Genomic DNA, 19,328 nt, shown 5'->3' with positions numbered 1-19,328 from the left:
TTGTTTCTTTCTTACCAAGCTAGATTTTTTCTGTTTATTTCTCTATATTCTTCAGTGATAGGATAAAATCCAGAATCTACAGCAACCTGCTGACCTTCTTCACTTAAAACAAATTCTATATATTCTCTTACCATTCCTTCTGGAAGACCATTACTATAGTGGTGGAGAGGTCTAGCCACTGGATAACTACCATCTGCAACATTTGTAGGATCTAATGGTGTTACATAAGGTGAATCAGCATCTTTGGCCACCTTAACTATTTTAAGTCCATCTCTTACTTTACCATCTTCTGCAGTATAACCAACCCCAACATAGCCTATGGCAGATTTATCATTGAGTACTCCTTCAACTATCTGCGCATTACCATTCATTCTCATTTTATCTTCACTATAATCAGCTTTAACTACATACTCACGGAAGAATACATAAGTTCCTGAATTACTCTGGCGACCATAAAGACTAATTTCTTGGTCATTTCCTCCCAGTTCTGCCCAATTGGTAATTTCACCTCTAAAAATAGCACCGATCTGATCAACGGTCAACTCTTCGAGCGGATTATCTTCATTTACTATTACTGATAATCCGTCTAAAGCAATTACTATTCTTACCGGTTCAACTCCTCTTTCTTGTGCTTGAGCAAGCTCAGCTGCTGATATTTCTCGAGATGAATTGGCCAGACTTACCTGATTATTAATTATAGCAGCTATTCCTGTACCTGAACCACCACCTGTAACAGATATAACAGCATCTTTATTCATCTCCATAAATACCTCTGCCAAATTAGCTGTAAGGTTAACTTGGGTGTCTGAACCTCTGATCTCAAACGCAGTCCTTGCCTGAACAGGTAGTACAAAAACAGAAACTATTAAAAACATTATAAAACTCATCAACAATACTTTTTTCATTAATTAACTTCCCCCTTAAATATTTTTTGTTTTTCACTAATCTTAATTTAACATGTCATTGTTAAGTAAAGATTGCGCTTATGTTAATTTAATGTAAAAAAGAAAAAAACCGCCTCTAAGGACGGTTTAAATACAGTGTTCTCTTATTCTTTAACAATATTTAAATAAAAAGTAAAAATACTCCCTTTTCCTTCTTCACTCTCTACTTTTATTTCACTCCCATGCTGTTTAATAATATTCCTCACGATAGAAAGTCCGATCCCTGTACCACCAAGCGATCTTGACCGTGCTTTATCTACCCTATAAAATCTTTCGAAAATTCTTGCCTGATCTTCTTGAGGAATTCCTATCCCATTATCTGCAATTGAAAAATACAGCTTATCAGCTTTTTTTTCAACTCTAATATTGATCTCTTCTCCAGCTGGAGAATATTTAATGGCATTATCAATTAAATTAATTAAGACCTGTTCTATCTGTTCTTTAACCATATAAACCTGAGGTGGGTTTTCTTCGACTTCCATATTAACTTCAATATCTTTTAATTGAGCATTCTTTTCTAGTAAATTATAAACTTTTTGTAGAGTTTTTACAAAATCACCAGGAGAAAGCTCAAAAGATTGTGATTCTATTTTAGAAAGATTTAATAAATCGGTTATCAACAAAGAAAGCCGGTTAGTTTCTTCTTTAATTATACTTAAAAATTTTTCTCGGGTTTGTTGATCTTCAATATCACTTTCGATCAGGGTATCTAAATAACCTAGAATAGAAGTTAAAGGTGTTCTTAATTCATGTGAAACATTTGCAACAAAATCATTACGCACCGTTTCTAATTTTCTGAGTTCAGTTATATCAGTTAATACTATTACCCCACCATTAATATCCCTTTTTTCTCCTAAAAGGGGAATAAAGGTTGCCTGAATAATTTTTTTGTCAGGATTGTGGTAAATAATTTCCCTGCTGATACTTTCTTTTTCCTTTAAAGCCCTCTGTAAATACATATCCAGACGATGGTTAAATAAAGAACTTATTAAATCTTTACCTTTAATATCTTGCTCAGCAATATTAAATATTTTTTGAGCAGCTGGATTAATTAAAGAAACCTCTCCCTCTGAATCAGTTGCTATAACTCCATCTACCATGCTTTTTAAAATTGCTTCGATTCTATTTTTTTCTTGAGATATTTCTGAGATTTTCCCTTCAAGCTTTGCTGCCATGTGGTTAAACATCCTGGCTAATTTTTCTATTTCACTATTATATTTTCGGATAGATATTCTCTGACTTAAATCTCCCTGAGCTATCTTTTCGCTGGCCTCAGTTATTTTTTCAAGTGGCTTTACTATATTTGAGGTCAGCTGCCAGACTAAAAAGAAAATAAATAAACTTAAAATAGCAAAAAATAACAAGTAATTTTTTATATCTTCAAGTAAAATACTATTAATAAATTCTAAAGATCTTGCAGTTCTAATAACTCCTATTAATTCACCATCTATAATAATAACCTGAGCAAGATAAAGCATATCTTCATCTATTGTACTACTGTAACGAATAGAGTCTGCACTTTCTGTAGTTCTAATTGCTGCTGCAATCTCTTCTCTGTTAATATGATTATCCATATCTTCAATATTATAATCAGAATCTGCTAAAACATTGCCAGTTCTATCTATAATCGTTATTCTAGTGCCTGTATCTTGAGACCATTGTTCTGTCTTTTCAGTTAACAGGGATAGCTCAGTTCCAAAATTATCTTTAATTTCATTTAAAATTAAATTAGAATAATGTTCTAAATTCATTCTTTCTTTTTCTAAATATAATTCGCGATGTTTATTACTAACATAATAAAAACTTAAGCCTAATACTAAAATCTGTATAATAATAAAAATAAAGATCAGCCGATTTTTAATCCCCATCTCTTTCCATTTTAACAAATTTATAGCCCACCCCTCTTACAGTTTCTATATATTCAGAACTGCTTTTTTTCCTTAATCTTCGAATATGAACATCTACTGTTCTCGTATCCCCGGCATATTCATAGCCCCATATTTTTTCTAAAAGTAAATCTCTACTTAATACCCGACCTTTATTTAAAATCAAATAACGCAGCAGTTCAAATTCTTTTAAGGTTAAAGAAATCTTTTTATCTTTAAATTTAACCTCATGTCTAGAAACATCAATTTTAAAATCACCAAAAACTATAATTTCATCTTCAATTTTATTTTTATCATCTTTAAGCTCTGCTGTTCTTCTAAATATTGCTTTAATTCTTGCAATTAATTCTCGGGGACTAAACGGCTTTGTCATATAATCATCTGCACCCATTTCTAAGCCTAAAATCCTTTCGAGTTCCTCACCTTTAGCAGTTAACATAATAATTGCAATTTGTTTTAATTTTTCATTTGCTCTAATTTTACGGCAAACTTCCATACCATCAATTTTCGGCAGCATCAAATCCAAAACAATTAGATCAATATCATTTGAAATTTTTTCTAAGGCTTCTTTACCATCAGAAGCTGTTAAAACATTAAATCCTGCTCCTTCAAGATTGAATTTAATTAATTCCCTAATATTTTTTTCATCTTCAACTACTAAAATTGTTTTCATTATCAAAATCTCCCTGATTTTATATTTTAAAGATAATAATTATCAGCTTATTTATCTATATTGTATCAAAAAGAGGCCCCTTAAAAAAGGAGCCTCTGTCAAATAAAGCTATTATAATGTTAAATCTTTGTAAATTATACTGCTTTTGCATCAGTTTCTTTTGCTTTTACCTTATGTTCTCCATCATAAATTTCGATAATACTGTGCGCAATATCTGCCATTTGATCAGTAATATGTTCTAGTGTATCAAGAGTTTCTAATAAGAGGATACCAGCATTAGGGTCAATAATTTCTTTATCTGCTCTTTTAATTCTACTTATACTTTCTCCCCTAACTTTTATCTGCATATCATCTAATCTTTCTTCCACTGCAATAATTTCTTTCGCAATCTCTAAATCATGAGTTTCGATTAACTTAACAGATTTATCTAGAACATCACAGACAATATTAGATACCTTTTCAATGGTCTTTTTTCCATCTTCAGAAATATTAATTTTATTATCTACTCTGTTTTCTAAGAAATCAGTAATATCATCTGCATCATCTGCAATACTTTCAATATCATCAACTACTGCAAAATATTTATCCAAAGTTCTAATATCAACATCATTTAACTGAGCTTGTGGAATCTTTTGAATGAAATGCAGAAGTTCCTCTTCAAGTTCATTAATGATATTTTCATGTCTGCGTATTTTTTTAATAATATCGCCATCACCATCTAAAAATGCCTGTACCGACTCACAAACCATGTCTCTAGCTATTTCATGCATATAAACTATTTCTTTTTTAACCTGCTCAATTGCTACATAAGGTGTGCTCAACATTCTATCATCAATAAAGGTAGTACCATGCTTTAAAGTGGTATCTTCTCCGGGAATAATTTTTTTAACTAAATAAACTAAAAAACCTGTAAAAGGAAGCCAGATTAAAGTGTTTAAAACATTGAAGAATGTATGTGTATTAGCAATTAAGCGTTCTGTTGATAATGTTTCCTGGCCAAATAATCGGCTTAAAGTCAACAAAATATTTTCGATAAAAATTGAAAAATCTGGAACAATATAAAGGAAAGAAATCATAATAGCTGCACCTAAAGCATTGAATAAAAAGTGAGCTGCAGCTGCTCTTTTAGCTGTAAGATTTGCACCAATAGCAGATAAAATAGTTGTTACTGTAGTACCGATATTATTACCTAAAAGAATTGGAATTGCAGAATAGTAATTAATAGCACCAGCTGAGACCAAACCTAATAAAATACCAAATGATGCAGTACTACTCTGAACAGCTACTGTAACAAGAAGGCCGGTTAGTACACCTAAAATTGGATAATGAGCAAAACTCTCCATTAATTCTATAAAAACTACTGAGTCTCTTAAAGGTTGCATTGTATCGCCCATTGTTTCCATACCTAAAAATAGAAGACCAAAACCTAATAATACCTGCCCGATATACTGAGTTTTTTTTCGTTTTGTAAATAAATAAGCAAATGCTCCCAAAGCTATCGCATGAAATGCATAATCTCCCAATTTAAAAGCTACCAGCTGAGCAGTTATTGTTGTACCAATATTAGCACCCATAATAACTCCTACAGACTGAATCAAGGTCATAATTCCGGCATTAACAAAACCAACAACCATTACAGTTGTAGCACTACTGCTCTGAATTATAGAGGTAACTAGAGCTCCAACCCCTACTCCCATAATTGGTTTCGAAGTCATCTTTGCTAAAATATGACGCAATTTTTTTCCTGCTGTTTTCTGCAGTCCTTCACTCATCTGTTTCATACCATATATAAAGAGACCAAGTCCCCCAAGCAAACCAAATATCATACTAAATTCCAAGCAAATCTCCCCTTCCCATTCAATCCAGCTTAATCTAAAAAAATTTTAATGCTCAAGCTTAGGCAAATAATAAAATCGAATTATACCTGGATACTTTTAACTTAAAAATAAATATTTGCAAAATAAATTATGCAGGAAAAAAGCAGCCTCCCTGGCTGCATCTTATATTAATATATATCTTTGGCTTATACACCTATTTTAACCTCATCATCTTTTGACTTAATTACTACATCATCTGTCAATAGATCAGCATAAGTATAAGATAGGCGCCTAATCTGATTATGATCCTTAATTCTAACTACAAAAACATTTTTATGAGTTTTTTCTAAAACTCCCTCTTTTTCAACAGCTTTTCTTCTGCCTCTATTAGCTTTTACACTAACCCGGTGACCAACAAAAGATTTTACCTCTTTTTTTATTTGATCTAATACATTATCCATCAAATTTCACCCCATTTGTAGAAAAAGACGCTCTAAATTAGATTATATCACAAGAATTTTATTTTGGCAAAAGAAGGACTATGAGCAGCAGTAAAATCATTTAGTGAATTTGTCAGCAACGGTTGAAGCTGCATAAGCATCTGGTTTAATATAGGCTTCAAAGCCACTTCCAACTACCATTCCAACAACTTCCTTGATTATCTGATTTGTTGGACCATTTTCTCCAACATCAATATGAACCTCAAGCTCAACATTTTCAGCTAAGACTTCTTCAGATGCTAGTAATGATGTTAGCTCTCCAGCTACTTTTAAACTTCTGGATACCTCATAGAAAATTCTCTGTTTCATACCTGCTTTAAAATTTATTGAACTTTTATGATAAAAATACCTACCACCCCTGCCAACTCTATAGATAACTATTGCAGTTACGAACACAGCTTCGTCAAATCCAGGCTGTGAATCAGTCCCCACAATTAACCTATATTTATTTTCTTCTTCTTTAACAAAATCCATTATTGTCTGAAATGTTTCTTCTGCACTTAAACGGCCATCTGTAGGACTGATAAACTGCATTTTAACACCTGCTTTCTTAATTTTAATTTCTCATTTTATAAATTCGGTTAGAAATTGATATCATTTCTGATATTTCTAATTTTTCCCCTCTTTTTTTAAGACCAATACCTTCTAACTCAAGTGCTTCAGTAACTAAATCTCTATCCAGATTAATAACAGCTGATTTGCTGAGACTGTTGCGCAAAGTTTTCCTCCGCTGCTGAAAAATAGATTTAACAATCTGAAAGAAAAAATCTTTGTCAATAACCTCTTCCTGATAAGGGTTTTCACTGTAAGGAGTCAGACTAACAATCACTGAATCAACATCTGGTTGGGGTAAAAATACAGATGAAGGTACTTGATGCACTATTTCTGGCTGCATGTGGTATTGAACAGCCACACTTAAAGAACCAAACTTTTTTGTTCCCGGACCAGAACAGATCCTCTCTCCTACCTCTTTTTGAACCATGAATATCATTTTTTCTAAGTCTATATCACTTTCTAAGATACCCATAATAATTGGGGTTGTTACATAATAAGGTAAGTTTGCAATTACTTTTATCGCCTTTGCTTTATTTTCCTCCCCTATTTTTGCCCAATCAATCTCTAAAGCATCTTCATTTAAGACTTCCAGCTTATTTTCTTCGGCAAATATCTCCTTCAAAACAGCAACCATTTCTGAATCTTTTTCAACTGCAATTAATTGACCATTTTCCAATTCCTCTAATAGAGCCTGGGTTAATGAGCCAATCCCAGGACCAATTTCAATTAATAGTTCATCTCCCTTGATCTCAGCTGCATCTATGATAATATCTATTATATTGGCATCAATTAAAAAGTTTTGCCCTAAGCCTTTTTTTAATCTCAAACCATATTCTTTTAAAATTTTCTTTGTCTCACTTGGTGTTGCTATTTTATTTAGCATTTTATTATAAATCATCCTTATATTTTTATTATTCTATCTAATTATTCTATCATATCAATTTTAGTCAAGCAAAATTATTCAGCGATAATTCTTTCACACAACTTATGGGTATTGATATCAGCCATCATAATACTTTGTTTTGACTCATCTTTTTTTACTAATTCAATAAATCTATCGATAATATCAACAAAGCCTCTGTTATACTCCATTTTATTCCAGCCGTGAACTTTAGAGCTGTTTTTTCCCTGATCTTCATAATTTATTACTTCTGTTAAATTAACAATTTTTCTTTTTTTCTTAAAACCCATTACCTCTACAGTTTCTTCTGTAATTGCATTATCTCTATTCATGATTCCAATGGCCGTGTTTTTTGAGCCCTTAATGGTAATCATAACTCGCTTCAAGCTATTATTTTCTTCTATTTTATCTATTTCAATAGATTCAATATCTTCATCTCCATAAAGATAACGAATAGTATCAACCACATGGATAAAGTCATCCATTATTACTTTTCTTAGATTACCGGGATTTAATTTTCTGTTTTTCTGCATGATTATTATTTTTGGACTATTAATTTCCAATAAAGAACGATATGTGGGAACATATCTTCTATTAAAACCGGTCATCAAAAGCAGATCTTTTTTCCGGGCAATATTTATCAACTCTTTACTTTGTTCTAAATGATATGTTATTGGTTTATCAACATAAACATGGATATCATTTTCAAGCAGCTTTTTAACTATTTTATAATGTGCCTTGGAAGCTGCATGAACAAAAGCAGCCTCAATATCTTCTTCTAATAAACTGTCTAATGAAGAATATAGCTTGTCAACATGATATTTAGCTCCTAAATCTTTTAAAACATCTTCATTTCTTGTGCAGAAATATGGATCTAATTCTGCAATTTGAGTCACGATTGGTAGATAAGCTTTTTTTGCTATATCTCCCAGCCCAATAATCCCAATTTTCATCTTAATCTACCTCCCACTTTTTTTAGTTATAATCTATAAACCCTTTTTGCATTTTCACTTGTAATCTCAGCCATTTCTTCTGCTGATATCCCTTTTATTTCAGCAGCTTTTTTGAGAATGTATTTTAAATTTGCCGGCTCATTTCTTTTGCCTCTGTTTGGTGATGGGGTTAAATAAGGAGAATCGGTTTCTAAAAGAATTCTCTCAAGCGGCATTTTTTTAAGAGCCTGACGAATTTCAGAGGCATTTTTAAAGGTAATTAAACCTCCAAAAGCTACATAAAAATCTCTGGCAATTATTTTTTCAATTAACTCTGTTCCATAAGCATAACAGTGAAAAATTAAATTAGCTGCAAAATCTGCACTTTGATCTAAAACTTTAAGTGTTTCTTCCCCTGCAGCTCTTGAATGAACCACAACCGGTAAATTCAACTGATCGGCAAGTTCAAGCTGAGCTTTAAAGGCAGAAATTTGAGTGTCACGCGGAGAATTATCATAATAAAAATCTAAGCCGCTTTCTCCAATCGCTTTTACTTTTGGTGAAGAACTCAATTCTTTGATTTTATTTAAACTGTCTTCATTTACTGTAACCGCTTCATGGGGATGAATTCCAACAGTTGCATAAAGCTTATCATAATTTTCCGCTAATTTAACTGCTCTTCGGCTTGAGTCAAGATCAGCTCCAATATTGATTATTTCCTCAACTCCAGCCTCCTTAGCTCTACTAAATACTTCTTCTCTATCTTTATCATAGTCATTGAAATCTAAATGAGCATGAGTGTCTATTAAATACAAAATTTATTCCTCCTAAAAATGATTTTTTTACTATTACTTTTTATTATAACACTTTAGATTTATAAATTAAATCATTGCTGCAATTTATTTTTCACATGTAAATTTATTTATGCTATAATTAGTTATAGATTTTAAGCAGGAGTGAAAACAATGCCAAAAGAAATATATCTAGATAATGCAGCTACAAGCAAAGTTTCAGCTTCAGTTATAGAAGCTCTAAGCAAAGCTATGCAGAATAACTATGCAAACCCTTCTTCTCTCCACAGTAAAGGTTTGGCCGCAGAAAAGATTTTAAAAAAATGCAGGGCAAATTTAGCAGAAAGATTAAAGATCAAAGCTGAAGAAATAATCTTTACATCTGGAGGTACAGAAAGCAACAACCTGGCTTTAAGAGGGATCATAAATCAGCACAGCCAGCGGGGTAAACATCTAATAACTTCTCAGATAGAGCATTCATCTGTTTATGAGCTAATGCTGCAGTTAGAAGATGAAGGCTGGGAAGTTGATTACCTTGAAGTCAACAAAAAAGGAATTGTTAAGATAAATGATTTAAAAAATTTAATTAGAGAAGATACGGTCTTAGTCAGTATTATGCATGTCAACAATGAATTAGGAAGTATCCAGCCGATTAAGAAAATTTCTGAAATTATAAAGCAGAATAATCCTTTAACTTTTTTTCATGTAGATGGTGTTCAGGCCTTTGGCAAGATCTTTGCCGATTTAACTGAACTAAAAGTCGATCTATACTCGATAAGCGGTCATAAATTTCATGCACCTAAAGGAATAGGTGCTCTTTTTTTGAAAAAGGGGATAGCTTTGAAACCTCTTTTTTATGGGGGTGGTCAGGAAAGGGCTTTAAGGCCTGGAACTGAAAACACTGCAGCTATCGCCGGATTAAACAGGGCTCTAGCTGAAATAACTGCTTTAAATAAAGATAATCCCTTTAATGCTAAATTAAATAAAAAGAAAAACTATTTTTTAAAAAAACTAAAAACAATTAAAGAGATTAAAATAAACTCACCAAAAAATTCTGCTCCTCATATCATAAATTTTTCTTTAAAAAATATTAAGGGAGAAACAATGGTTCATGCCTTAGCTGAAGAAGGGATTTATCTTTCAACTTCATCTGCCTGTACTTCTAAAAACAAGTACAGTCGAGTTTTAAAAGCCTGTGGCTTCTCTGAGCAGCGCAATCAAGGTGCATTAAGAATTTCCCTCTCTGAGCAAATTAAGCAGAGTGATATAGACAAGGTAATAAGTAAAATCAAAGAAAAAATCGACTTTTTAAAAATAATTTAAAATTAATATTTCAAATTTCATTGGGGTGAAATAATTGTATAATTTAATAATAATTCGTTATGGAGAAATAAATCTAAAAGGTGATAATAAACATGATTTTATCGGCCAATTAATTAAAAATATTGATCATGCCATTGCTGATCTGGGTGATTTTGAAATCACTACTGTATATGGTAGAATCTTTCTCCATGCTGAAAGCTCAGTTATAGAAGAACTTTTAAGAAGAATTGTCAAACTGCCGGGAATAGTGTCTGCAAGTCCAGCAGTAGATTTTAAACTTAATAAAGCAGTCTCAGATTTTTCTGATGAGGATTATAAGAAATTAAAAGAAAAAGCTCTTAAACTCTTCAAAACAGAAGTAAAAAACTATCCCTGCAGTTTTAAAGTTGAAACTAATCGGGCTGATAAATCTTTTCCTATTAAAAGCCCTAAGTTAAACGCAGAGATTGGTAGTGCCATTTTAACAAATATTGAAAGTGAGGAGAAAGCTCTTCAGGTTGATGTTCACAATCCTGATCATTTATTTGAAATCGAAATAACAAGAGGCAAAATATATCTTTTTTTAAGAAGAGAAAGTGGACCAGGTGGATTACCCGTAAAATCATCGGGGCAGGCTTTATTAATGCTCTCGGGAGGAATTGATAGTCCTGTGGCTGGTTGGTATGCTTTAAAAAGAGGTTTAAAAATTGGAGCTGTTTATTTTCATTCACCTCCCTATACCTCAGAAAGAGCCAAAGAAAAAGTTAAAGAGCTAGCTAAAGTATTAAGTCAATATGGGGGCGAAATCAAAGTACAGATTCCATATTTTACAGAAATACAGCAGCAAATAGTTAAAAAATGTCCGGAAAAGTATACTATTACAATTATGAGAAGAATGATGGTCAGAATAGCCAATCATTTGGCTGAAAATAATGGTCAAAAAGCTTTAATCACCGGGGAAAGTTTGGGCCAGGTTGCAAGCCAAACCTTAGAGGGTATTCAAGCTACAGATGATGTTTCTACACTACCCATTTTAAGACCTCTAATCACCGCTGATAAAAATGAAATTATTAAATTAGCTAAAAAAATAGGTAGTTATGAGATCTCAATTCGTCCATATGAAGACTGCTGTACTGTTTTTATTCCTGAAGAACCTGTCACAAAACCAATTTTAAAAATAGTAAGGGCAAAAGAAGAGGCTTTAAAGATAGAAAGTTTAATAGAAAATTCTCTTGAGAAGATGGAAATTCTAAACCTTAAATAAAAGACTTTTAAATTGAAAGAGCATCTCCCTTGAAAACCTACTAAAGGAGATGCTCTTAATTATATCTGTATTTATTTTTTGAAATAATCGACTCCGGCTTTAAAGAGCTTTTGATCTTTTTTGCCGCTGATGTTTTTTGAAATATTACTGCCTATTCTTTCTGAATGTCCCATTTTACCAAATACTCTACCATCTGGACTTGTTATCCCTTCTACAGCTGCCATTGAGCCATTGGGATTAAACTCTATATCCATTGTGGGCTGGCCTGCAAAATTAACATATTGGGTTGCTATCTGGCCATTTTTATGCAGTTTTTCTATCATTTTTCCTTCTGCTACAAAACGTCCTTCTCCATGGGAAACTGGAATCGAGTGAATATCACCAGTTTTTACATTAGCTAACCAGGGTGATTTATTAGAAGTAATCCTGGTTGATACAGAACAAGATACATGACGGCCGATTGTATTATAAGTTAGGGTTGGAGAATTATCTTTTAATTCTCTGATTTCTCCATAAGGGACTAAACCTAATTTGATTAAAGCCTGAAAGCCATTACATATTCCCAGCATCAAACCATCTCTATTATTTAAAAGGTCCATTACTGATTCTTTGATCTTTGGATTCCTAAATACTGCTGCAATAAACTTTCCTGAGCCATCTGGCTCATCACCAGCACTAAATCCTCCCGGAATAACTACAATCTGAGAACTATTAATAGCCCTTGCTATATTATTAATCGACTCTTCGATCTGTTTTGCAGCCAGGTTTTTAAAAATAATAGTTTCTACTTCTGCCCCGGCTTCTCTAAATTGTCTGGCCGTATCATACTCACAATTTGTGCCCGGGAAAACGGGAATTACTACCTTTGGTTTAGCAACTTTAATCTTTGCTGAGATTTGATCTTTACTTTCATAAGGCTTAAATTCCATTTTTTGCTCTGAATTATTTTCTTTTTCAGAATCTGTTTTGATAGTTTTTACCTTAGTTTGATATATTTTTTCCAGGGGATTCTGCCAGCTTGTAATTGCTTCTTCAAGTGGGATTTCCACCTCATTTACCTTAATCACTTCTTCTTTGCTTGTTTTACCTATCAGCTGATAATCTATGCCCTCAAATAATTTTTCTAAATCACTATCTGCTTTTAACTCTAAGAGTAAAGCCCCATATTCTGGCGAAAATAATTTTTGCTCTCTGATATCTGCTTCAATTTCTACCCCAATCTTATTACCAAAACTCATCTTGCTGAGAGCTTCTGCAATACCACCTAAGCTAATTGCTGAAGCGGAAATAATCTCTCCAGCCTCTATTAATTTATTCACCCTACTATAAGCTTTTTTTAATTGCTCAATATCTACTAGCTCATCTGAAGCCCTTTCTGCATTTATATAGACAAGCTTAGAAGCACTTTCTTTAAATTCTGGTGAAATAACATTTCTTGCATCTACTGTATCAACTGCAAAAGAAACCAGGGTTGGAGGAACATCCAGTTCATGAAATGAACCTGACATACTGTCTTTACCACCGATTGCAGCTAAGTCAAATCTTTTTTGAGCATAATATCCTCCCAATAGGGCACTAAATGGTTTGCCCCAGCGCTCTGGGTCATTACGTAAACGCTCAAAATATTCCTGAAAAGAGAATCTAATCTTTTGATAATATCCTCCCGCTGCCACAATTTTAGCTATAGATTCAATTACAGCATAATATGCTCCATGAAAAGGACTCCAGGTACTGAGCTTTGAATCAAAACCATAGCTCATTAAAGAAGCAGTATTTGTTTCTCCTTTTAATAATGGTATCTTTGCTGCCATTGCCTGAGTAGGAGTTAATTGGTATTTACCACCATAGGGCATTAAAACACTGCCTGCTCCAACAGTACTATCAAACTTTTCTTTGAGCCCTTTTTGGCTGGCAATATTAATATCTGCTAGGTTAGCAAGCCATTTTTCTTTTAAAGTTTTTTCTTCCCCCAGCCTATTTGCTGTTACATTTTCAAAATAGTTATTTTCAGCTGCAGGTTTCCTAACCTTAACTTCTGTTTGCTGTGAAGCACCATTTGTATCTAAAAAAGTTCTGCTCAAATCTACAATATTATTGCCATTCCAGTTCATAATTAAACGATTATGATCTTTTACCTCTGCTACAACTGTAGCTTCTAAGTTTTCCTCTCCTGCTAAATCGATAAAAGCTTCTACATCATTTTCATCAATCACAACCGCCATTCTTTCTTGAGATTCTGAAATAGCAAGTTCTGTTCCATCTAAACCCTCATATTTTTTTGGTACTGCATCTAAATTAATTTCTAAAGCATCAGCCAGCTCACCGATAGCTACCGATACTCCACCTGCTCCAAAATCATTACAGACCTTAATTTTTCTGCTGACTTCTGGGTTTCTAAATAAACGCTGGATCTTTCTTTCGGTCGGTGGGTTACCTTTTTGAACTTCTGCACTGCTTTCTTCTATTGACTCTTCAGTATGAACCTTTGAAGAACCAGTTGCTCCACCACAACCATCTCTACCTGTTCTACCACCAACTAATATAACTTTATCTCCTGCTAGGGCTTCGCCGCGGTAGACATCTTCTTTAGGGGTAGCTGCAATTACTGCCCCGATTTCCATATGTTTGGCAATATATCTTTCATTATATATTTCGCTTACCAGTCCTGTGGCAAGTCCAATTTGATTACCATAAGAACTATAACCATCTGAAGCTTCCTGAACAATTTTTTTCTGAGGTAATTTACCTTCTAAAGTTTCTTCGATTGGAGTGCGAGGATCACCGGCTCCACTTACCCGCATCGCTTGATAAACATAGGATCTTCCTGCCAGCGGATCACGGATAGCTCCACCTAAACAGGTTGCTGCTCCACCAAATGGCTCAATTTCTGTGGGATGATTATGGGTTTCATTTTTGAACATTAAAAGCCATTCTTCATCTTTACCATCAACATCAACTGTTATTTCTATACTGGCTGCATTTACTTCATTGGAAATTTCAAGGTCATCTAATTTGCCAGCTGCTCTCAATTCTTTCATTGCCATTAAAGCAATATCCATCAAACAGATATCTTTAGACTCTGTTTTATATATTTTTTGTCTGGCTGCCAAATATTCTTGGTAGGCAGCTTCGATTGTTTTAGTAAATTCACTTTTCTCTATTTCAACTGCTTCTATTTCAGTTAAAAAGGTTGTGTGACGACAGTGGTCTGACCAATAAGTATCTAAAACCCTGATTTCAGTAATTGTTGGGTCTCTTTCTTCATCATCTCTAAAATATTTTTGAGTATGAAAAAGATCGGCCATACTCATTGCTAAACCCAAATCTTCTCTAAAATCTTTTAGGCCCTGTTCATCCAGGTTTATAAAACCATTCAATCTTTCTACCTGTTCCGGCACCTTATAGTCCATTTCAAGACTAGTTAGTTTTTCTAAAGAAGCTTCTCTAGAATCAACCGGATTAATATAATAGTCTTTTATCTTTTCTAGATCAGCCTGACTTAAATCACCTTTTAAAATTATTACCCTGGCTGTTCTAACCTTAGGATTTTCATCATTATTTAAAATCTGTATACACTGTTCTGCAGAATCAGCTCTTTGATCATACTGACCTGGCAGATATTCTACAGCAAATGCCTTTTCATCAGAGGCAATAGTAAGCTCTTCCTGATAAATCTTATCAAGCGGAATTTCAGCAAAAATAGTTTTACAGGCTTCTTGATAGGCCTTATCAGAAATATTAGTGATATCATATCTATTTACTATCCTTAAGTCCTTTAAATTATCCAGTCCCAAGCTTTCTCTAAAATCACTTAAAAGCTGTTCAGATTCAACTTTGTATTCATCCTTTTTTTCAACAAATAATCTTCTGATCTTAGTCATAATTTAGCGCTCCTTTAATTTTTTTGCTAATAATTTAAAGTTTATTTAATATTTCTGCCAAAATAGAATGCTAATAATCTCTACAATTAAAAAGTATTTAAACTTTCTAAGTTAATTATAATCTGTTATAATTAAGTAGTAAAATTAATAATACTAATAATATTAATAAGGAGTGCTTATTAATGCCTTTGAACTACGAATTATATAAGGTCTTTTACTTTGTGGCCACAAATTTAAGTTTTTCTAAAGCAGCCGCAGAACTCTATATTTCTCAATCAGCTGTCAGTCAAAATATTAAAAATCTAGAAAAAGAATTAAATACAAAGCTTTTTATTAGAAACACCAAAGAAGTGAGTTTAACCCAGGCTGGAAAAGTATTATTTGACCACATTGAGCCTGCATTTAACCTGATTAAAACCGGAGAAAAAAATATCAAAGAACTCAATGCTTTAAAAAGAGGTGAGATTCATATTGGGGCTAATGATACAATTGCCAAAGACTATTTGCTGCCTTATTTAAATGAATTTCATAAACTCTATCCTCAAATCCATATTCAAATTACTAATCGAACTTCAAGCACCTGTGTTGAACTGCTTAAACAAAATGCCGTTGATTTGATTATCAGCAATTTACCAAATCCAAAAATAAGTTCTGATATGCTGGTTAAGGAAATATTTGAATTTGAAGATATATTTATCTGTTCAAATAACTTTAAAAATTTAAAAAATAAAGAAGTAACTTTAAAGGATCTAAAAAACTATCCTCTTTTAATGCTTGAAGCCAAAACCAGTACCCGAAAATTTTTTGATGACTTATTAAAAAAATATAATATAGAGCTCAAACCTGAAGTAGAACTAGGAAGTGTCGATTTATTAATCGAAATGACCAGGATAGGACTTGGGATTGCTCATGTACCTCAATATAGTTTGAATCTTTCCCAAAAAGAACTCTTTAAAATAAAGTTAAAAGAAAAACTGCCGCAAAGAAAATTAGCAGTTGTCAGAAATAAAGAATATCCATTATCTAAAGCTGCAGAAAGATTTTTAAATGTCTTAGCTTAATCAATAAAATCCGGGTTATCAGTTTTTAAAACAGCCCGGATTTTAATCTCTTGCCAAATAAATTGTTAGTTATTATTTTTCATTTCTGCCAGAAGATCTTCAATAGAACTATTTTTTAAATCGGGAATTAAAATCCCCATTATCTGATATAGGTAAAGAAATTCATCTAAAAGATCTTCCTGTGCTTCTTCAGATAAGTTGCCCTCTTTTTCCATATATTCTTCTAAATTATCGTTAATATTATTAAAAGATCTCAGTAATTTTCGAACAGGATTGTGATTGCTTTTCTCTTTATCAGCAGCCCAGTAATCTTTCATTTTCAATCTTTCTCTTTTTAATAATACTGCAGCCACAGCCTCTTCCATGGGCAGATGGAGATATTTATGGAAAATATCTAAAACTGCCTGGGTCTCCTTTCTGCTTAAATTATGTCTGATAACTGCATCTAATAACTCATTCATTTTGTTTGGATCACCTGTTTTTGAAGCTAAGGCATGGGCCAAACTAAGATGAGAAAGTGTGACTGCAGAATCTGCTTTTAAAACCTCTTGCTGATATTTTTCTTTGAATTCAAGGATATTTAACCAGAGTGTTAGGGTGGTTCTTGCTATACCTAAGCGTTCAGCTGCATCTTTTTTGGTTAAATTATTATCTTCCATAAATTTATTGATAGAAATAGCTCTTTCCAAAGGATTTAAATCCTGCCTCTGTAAGTTTTCTATCAGTTGGATCTGCCGAAATTTTTCTGGAGAAATCTCACCTTCTAAAATAACCGCTGCTACTTTTTCGCTGCCATCCTTTTTTAAAGCTCTCAACCTTCTTTCACCTGCAATTAATAGATAGTGGCTGTTCTTTTTTTGCACAACAACCGGCTGCAGCTGTCCAACTTCAGCTATTGACCTGGCCAGGCTGGCTATTCTCTCTTCACAAAATTCCTGTCTTATCTGTTCTGAGCGACTTTCAATATTTCTCAATGATATTTCTTTATATTCCACTCTAAATCCCCCTGTTTATGTTTTTATTGAATTCAAAATAAAATATCCCAGATAAAATTGATTTTCCAGTCATTTTAACATATTATATTAAATGGAGGGTAAATAATATTATAATTTTTAGTAGATAAAGGAGTAAAAATATGAATTATGAATCCGCTATTAATATTCTATCAAAGAAACTGGAAAAAATAAACTATCTGCAGCTAGAAAAAAATAAAAAGCTGGCTGAGTTTACAAGTTTCAAAGTTGGTGGTCCAGCTGATCTACTTGTTAGACCACAAAAAATAGAGGCAGCCCAAAAATTGATCCCTTTAATAGTTCAATCTGAACTTCCTTTTTTCATTTTGGGCCAGGGCAGTAATTTAATCGTCTCTGATAAAGGTTTCAGAGGCTGTATAATCTATACGGGAGATCTTGATGATTATATAATCAAGGGAGAAAGTATCTCTGCTGAAAGTGGTATAGAACTAGAAAGAATTTCCGAAATAGCCTTAGAAAATTCTTTAAGCGGCCTTGAATTTGCCAGTGGTATTCCCGGCTCACTAGGAGGAGCACTTTACATGAATGCAGGTGCCTATGATGGGGAAATGAAAGATATAATTACAAGCGCCCTTTTTGTTAATCCAAAAGGGGAATTACTAAAACTCTCAAAAAAAGAACTTGAACTTGATTACAGAAGTAGTATTTTACAAAATAAATCTCTCAATTATTTAGCTTTAAAAATTAATCTTAAGCTTAAAAAAGATAAAAAAGAAAATATTAAAGCTAGAATGGATGAATTACATCAAAAAAGATGGTCTAAACAGCCGATGGAACTTCCAAGTGCTGGCAGTATCTTTAAACGTCCTAAAGGCCATTATACTGGTGCATTAATAGAAAAAGCAGGTCTTAAAGGCTATCAAATCGGTGGTGCTCAGGTTTCAAAAAAACACGCTGGCTTTATTGTTAATAAGGGTGATGCCACCGCTAAAGATATAATAAAATTGATTGAAAAAATAAAAAAAGAAGTATATAAAATGAGCGGTGTCCAACTTGAAGTCGAACCCCGCTTTTTAGGTGATTTTTAACTAAACAGTTCCTCCTTTTTAAAACGGGGGAGCTGTTTTATTTTGTATTCTTTTTTTTGAGCCTGACTGCGGGAAGTAAAACTCTCCTGATAACGCAGCTTAACTGGATAACGACCTCTGGTATATTTAGCACCTTCTCCATTATTGTGTTCTGCTAACCTTCGCTTAAGATCTTTGGTATATCCAGTATAAAAAGTACCATCACTACATTCAACAATATAAACAAAATGATTTTTTTCTTTTTTAAGACTATTTTTTGACATACTCTTCAATATACTTTCCTAATTCTCTTAAATGGCGTTTTTTTTCTTTGATTAATTTTTCTACAGCTTCTATGGTTTCTCCACTATTATTAGCACAAAGTTCCCTATAAAATAATATGGCATCTTTTTCAGCTCTAATTGCTAAATCCAATGCTTTTTTTGCATCATTTAAAGCCTCTTTAGACTTTTCACTATCATAGGCAGGGAAAATACTTAATTCCACTAAATAGTCAAAATAAGCACTAACCTCTTCATCATAAAGATAATTGGCTTTATCAGACTTACCTTTTAATTCTTTGGCTAAAGAAAGAAATTTTTGATAATGCTCTTCTTGTGTCTCTGCCAACTTCTTAAATAATTCTTTTAATTCAAGATTATCTGTGGCTTTAGCATGGTTTAGATAAAACTTTTTCCCCTTTTTTTCAATATCCTTTGCCATCTCCATAACTTCTAAAGCATTAAAATGATTTTTCATTTTTAAAACCCCTTTCGGAAT

General features: G+C 32.9%; 17 protein-coding genes. 4 read left to right on the top strand and 13 right to left on the bottom strand.

The annotated features are described in order from the left end of the window. Nucleotides 1-11 precede the first annotated feature (11 nt). From LJ207_RS03580 to LJ207_RS03540, 9 genes are all read right to left on the bottom strand, one after another. Entirely contained in the window at nt 12-905 is an 894-nt protein-coding gene (locus LJ207_RS03580) for a PstS family phosphate ABC transporter substrate-binding protein (RefSeq protein ID WP_229344143.1), read from the bottom strand. A gap of 143 nt (nt 906-1,048) precedes the next feature. Beyond that, a complete protein-coding gene (gene pnpS, locus LJ207_RS03575; protein WP_229344141.1) occupies nt 1,049-2,830 on the bottom strand; it encodes a two-component system histidine kinase PnpS in 1,782 nt (593 codons plus the stop codon). Beyond that, nucleotides 2,802-3,503 (bottom strand): response regulator transcription factor, encoded by a 702-nt coding sequence (locus LJ207_RS03570; RefSeq protein ID WP_255666706.1) that lies wholly within the window; start codon nt 3,501-3,503, stop codon nt 2,802-2,804. Before LJ207_RS03570 ends, pnpS begins: the two co-directional genes overlap by 29 nt. Nucleotides 3,504-3,637: 134 nt before the next feature. Beyond that, on the bottom strand, nt 3,638-5,341 hold the full coding sequence (locus tag LJ207_RS03565; protein ID WP_229344139.1) for a Na/Pi cotransporter family protein: 1,704 nt from the start codon (nt 5,339-5,341) through the stop codon (nt 3,638-3,640). A 185-nt stretch (nt 5,342-5,526) separates the two neighbouring features. Then, nucleotides 5,527-5,781, bottom strand: coding sequence for a Veg family protein (locus LJ207_RS03560; protein ID WP_013406501.1), 255 nt, complete (start codon nt 5,779-5,781; stop codon nt 5,527-5,529). Between the two features lie 96 nt (nt 5,782-5,877). Continuing rightward, nucleotides 5,878-6,354 (bottom strand): ribonuclease H-like YkuK family protein, encoded by a 477-nt coding sequence (locus LJ207_RS03555; protein WP_229344138.1) that lies wholly within the window; start codon nt 6,352-6,354, stop codon nt 5,878-5,880. 22 nt (nt 6,355-6,376) lie between these two features. Then, nucleotides 6,377-7,258, bottom strand: coding sequence for a 16S rRNA (adenine(1518)-N(6)/adenine(1519)-N(6))-dimethyltransferase RsmA (rsmA, locus tag LJ207_RS03550; RefSeq protein WP_229344136.1), 882 nt, complete (start codon nt 7,256-7,258; stop codon nt 6,377-6,379). A gap of 74 nt (nt 7,259-7,332) precedes the next feature. Beyond that, a complete protein-coding gene (locus LJ207_RS03545; RefSeq protein WP_229344134.1) occupies nt 7,333-8,229 on the bottom strand; it encodes a Gfo/Idh/MocA family protein in 897 nt (298 codons plus the stop codon). Between the two features lie 26 nt (nt 8,230-8,255). Next, the gene (locus LJ207_RS03540) at nt 8,256-9,023 is read right to left on the bottom strand and encodes a TatD family hydrolase (RefSeq protein WP_229344133.1); all 768 of its coding nucleotides are present in this window, start codon (nt 9,021-9,023) and stop codon (nt 8,256-8,258) included. A gap of 150 nt (nt 9,024-9,173) precedes the next feature. Between LJ207_RS03540 and LJ207_RS03535 the strand changes: the two genes are divergently transcribed. Next, a complete protein-coding gene (locus tag LJ207_RS03535; RefSeq protein WP_229344131.1) occupies nt 9,174-10,322 on the top strand; it encodes a cysteine desulfurase family protein in 1,149 nt (382 codons plus the stop codon). Between the two features lie 34 nt (nt 10,323-10,356). Then, nucleotides 10,357-11,565, top strand: coding sequence for a tRNA uracil 4-sulfurtransferase ThiI (gene thiI, locus LJ207_RS03530; RefSeq protein ID WP_229344130.1), 1,209 nt, complete (start codon nt 10,357-10,359; stop codon nt 11,563-11,565). 71 nt (nt 11,566-11,636) lie between these two features. Here thiI and LJ207_RS03525 read toward each other — a convergent pair whose 3' ends face one another. Continuing rightward, on the bottom strand, nt 11,637-15,446 hold the full coding sequence (locus LJ207_RS03525; protein WP_229344128.1) for a phosphoribosylformylglycinamidine synthase: 3,810 nt from the start codon (nt 15,444-15,446) through the stop codon (nt 11,637-11,639). Nucleotides 15,447-15,628: 182 nt separating this feature from the next. Between LJ207_RS03525 and LJ207_RS03520 the strand changes: the two genes are divergently transcribed. Continuing rightward, complete coding sequence (locus tag LJ207_RS03520) at nt 15,629-16,507, top strand: LysR family transcriptional regulator (protein ID WP_229344127.1); 879 nt, start codon at nt 15,629-15,631, stop codon at nt 16,505-16,507. A gap of 65 nt (nt 16,508-16,572) precedes the next feature. Here the strand turns inward: LJ207_RS03520 and LJ207_RS03515 are convergent, their stop codons facing one another. After that, nucleotides 16,573-17,502 carry a ParB/RepB/Spo0J family partition protein gene (locus LJ207_RS03515; protein WP_229344125.1) on the bottom strand — a complete coding sequence of 310 codons (930 nt, stop codon included), beginning with the start codon at nt 17,500-17,502 and terminating at the stop codon, nt 16,573-16,575. A gap of 140 nt (nt 17,503-17,642) precedes the next feature. Here LJ207_RS03515 and murB point away from each other — a divergent pair, with 140 nt between their 5' ends. Further along, complete coding sequence (gene murB, locus LJ207_RS03510) at nt 17,643-18,569, top strand: UDP-N-acetylmuramate dehydrogenase (protein WP_229344122.1); 927 nt, start codon at nt 17,643-17,645, stop codon at nt 18,567-18,569. Here murB and LJ207_RS03505 read toward each other — a convergent pair. Together LJ207_RS03505 and LJ207_RS03500 are read right to left on the bottom strand one after the other, a co-directional pair. After that, the gene (locus LJ207_RS03505) at nt 18,566-18,832 is read right to left on the bottom strand and encodes a GIY-YIG nuclease family protein (RefSeq protein WP_229344121.1); all 267 of its coding nucleotides are present in this window, start codon (nt 18,830-18,832) and stop codon (nt 18,566-18,568) included. The genes murB and LJ207_RS03505 overlap by 4 nt on opposite strands. Next, the gene (locus LJ207_RS03500) at nt 18,819-19,307 is read right to left on the bottom strand and encodes a ferritin family protein (RefSeq protein WP_229344119.1); all 489 of its coding nucleotides are present in this window, start codon (nt 19,305-19,307) and stop codon (nt 18,819-18,821) included. The genes LJ207_RS03505 and LJ207_RS03500 overlap by 14 nt, the downstream gene beginning before the upstream one ends. Nucleotides 19,308-19,328 lie beyond the last annotated feature (21 nt).

The organism is Halanaerobium polyolivorans (assembly GCF_020711195.1).
In the GTDB taxonomy this organism is placed as follows: domain Bacteria; phylum Bacillota; class Halanaerobiia; order Halanaerobiales; family Halanaerobiaceae; genus Halanaerobium; species Halanaerobium polyolivorans.
The sequence above is the reverse complement of the archived record's forward strand: the minus strand, read 5'-3'. Positions and strand labels throughout refer to the sequence as shown.

Bases quoted from the DNA above. Each gene is read 5' to 3' on its own strand.
- LJ207_RS03560 (WP_013406501.1), bottom strand. From the start codon at position 5,781: ATGGATAATGTATTAGATCAAATAAAAAAAGAGGTAAAATCTTTTGTT.
- LJ207_RS03520 (WP_229344127.1), top strand. From the start codon at position 15,629: ATGCCTTTGAACTACGAATTATATAAGGTCTTTTACTTTGTGGCCACA.
- LJ207_RS03525 (WP_229344128.1), bottom strand. From the start codon at position 15,446: ATGACTAAGATCAGAAGATTATTTGTTGAAAAAAAGGATGAATACAAA.
- LJ207_RS03505 (WP_229344121.1), bottom strand. From the start codon at position 18,832: ATGTCAAAAAATAGTCTTAAAAAAGAAAAAAATCATTTTGTTTATATT.
- LJ207_RS03545 (WP_229344134.1), bottom strand. From the start codon at position 8,229: ATGAAAATTGGGATTATTGGGCTGGGAGATATAGCAAAAAAAGCTTAT.
- LJ207_RS03500 (WP_229344119.1), bottom strand. From the start codon at position 19,307: ATGAAAAATCATTTTAATGCTTTAGAAGTTATGGAGATGGCAAAGGAT.
- LJ207_RS03555 (WP_229344138.1), bottom strand. From the start codon at position 6,354: ATGCAGTTTATCAGTCCTACAGATGGCCGTTTAAGTGCAGAAGAAACA.
- rsmA (WP_229344136.1), bottom strand. From the start codon at position 7,258: ATGCTAAATAAAATAGCAACACCAAGTGAGACAAAGAAAATTTTAAAA.
- LJ207_RS03580 (WP_229344143.1), bottom strand. From the start codon at position 905: ATGAAAAAAGTATTGTTGATGAGTTTTATAATGTTTTTAATAGTTTCT.
- LJ207_RS03570 (WP_255666706.1), bottom strand. From the start codon at position 3,503: ATGAAAACAATTTTAGTAGTTGAAGATGAAAAAAATATTAGGGAATTA.
- LJ207_RS03535 (WP_229344131.1), top strand. From the start codon at position 9,174: ATGCCAAAAGAAATATATCTAGATAATGCAGCTACAAGCAAAGTTTCA.
- murB (WP_229344122.1), top strand. From the start codon at position 17,643: ATGAATTATGAATCCGCTATTAATATTCTATCAAAGAAACTGGAAAAA.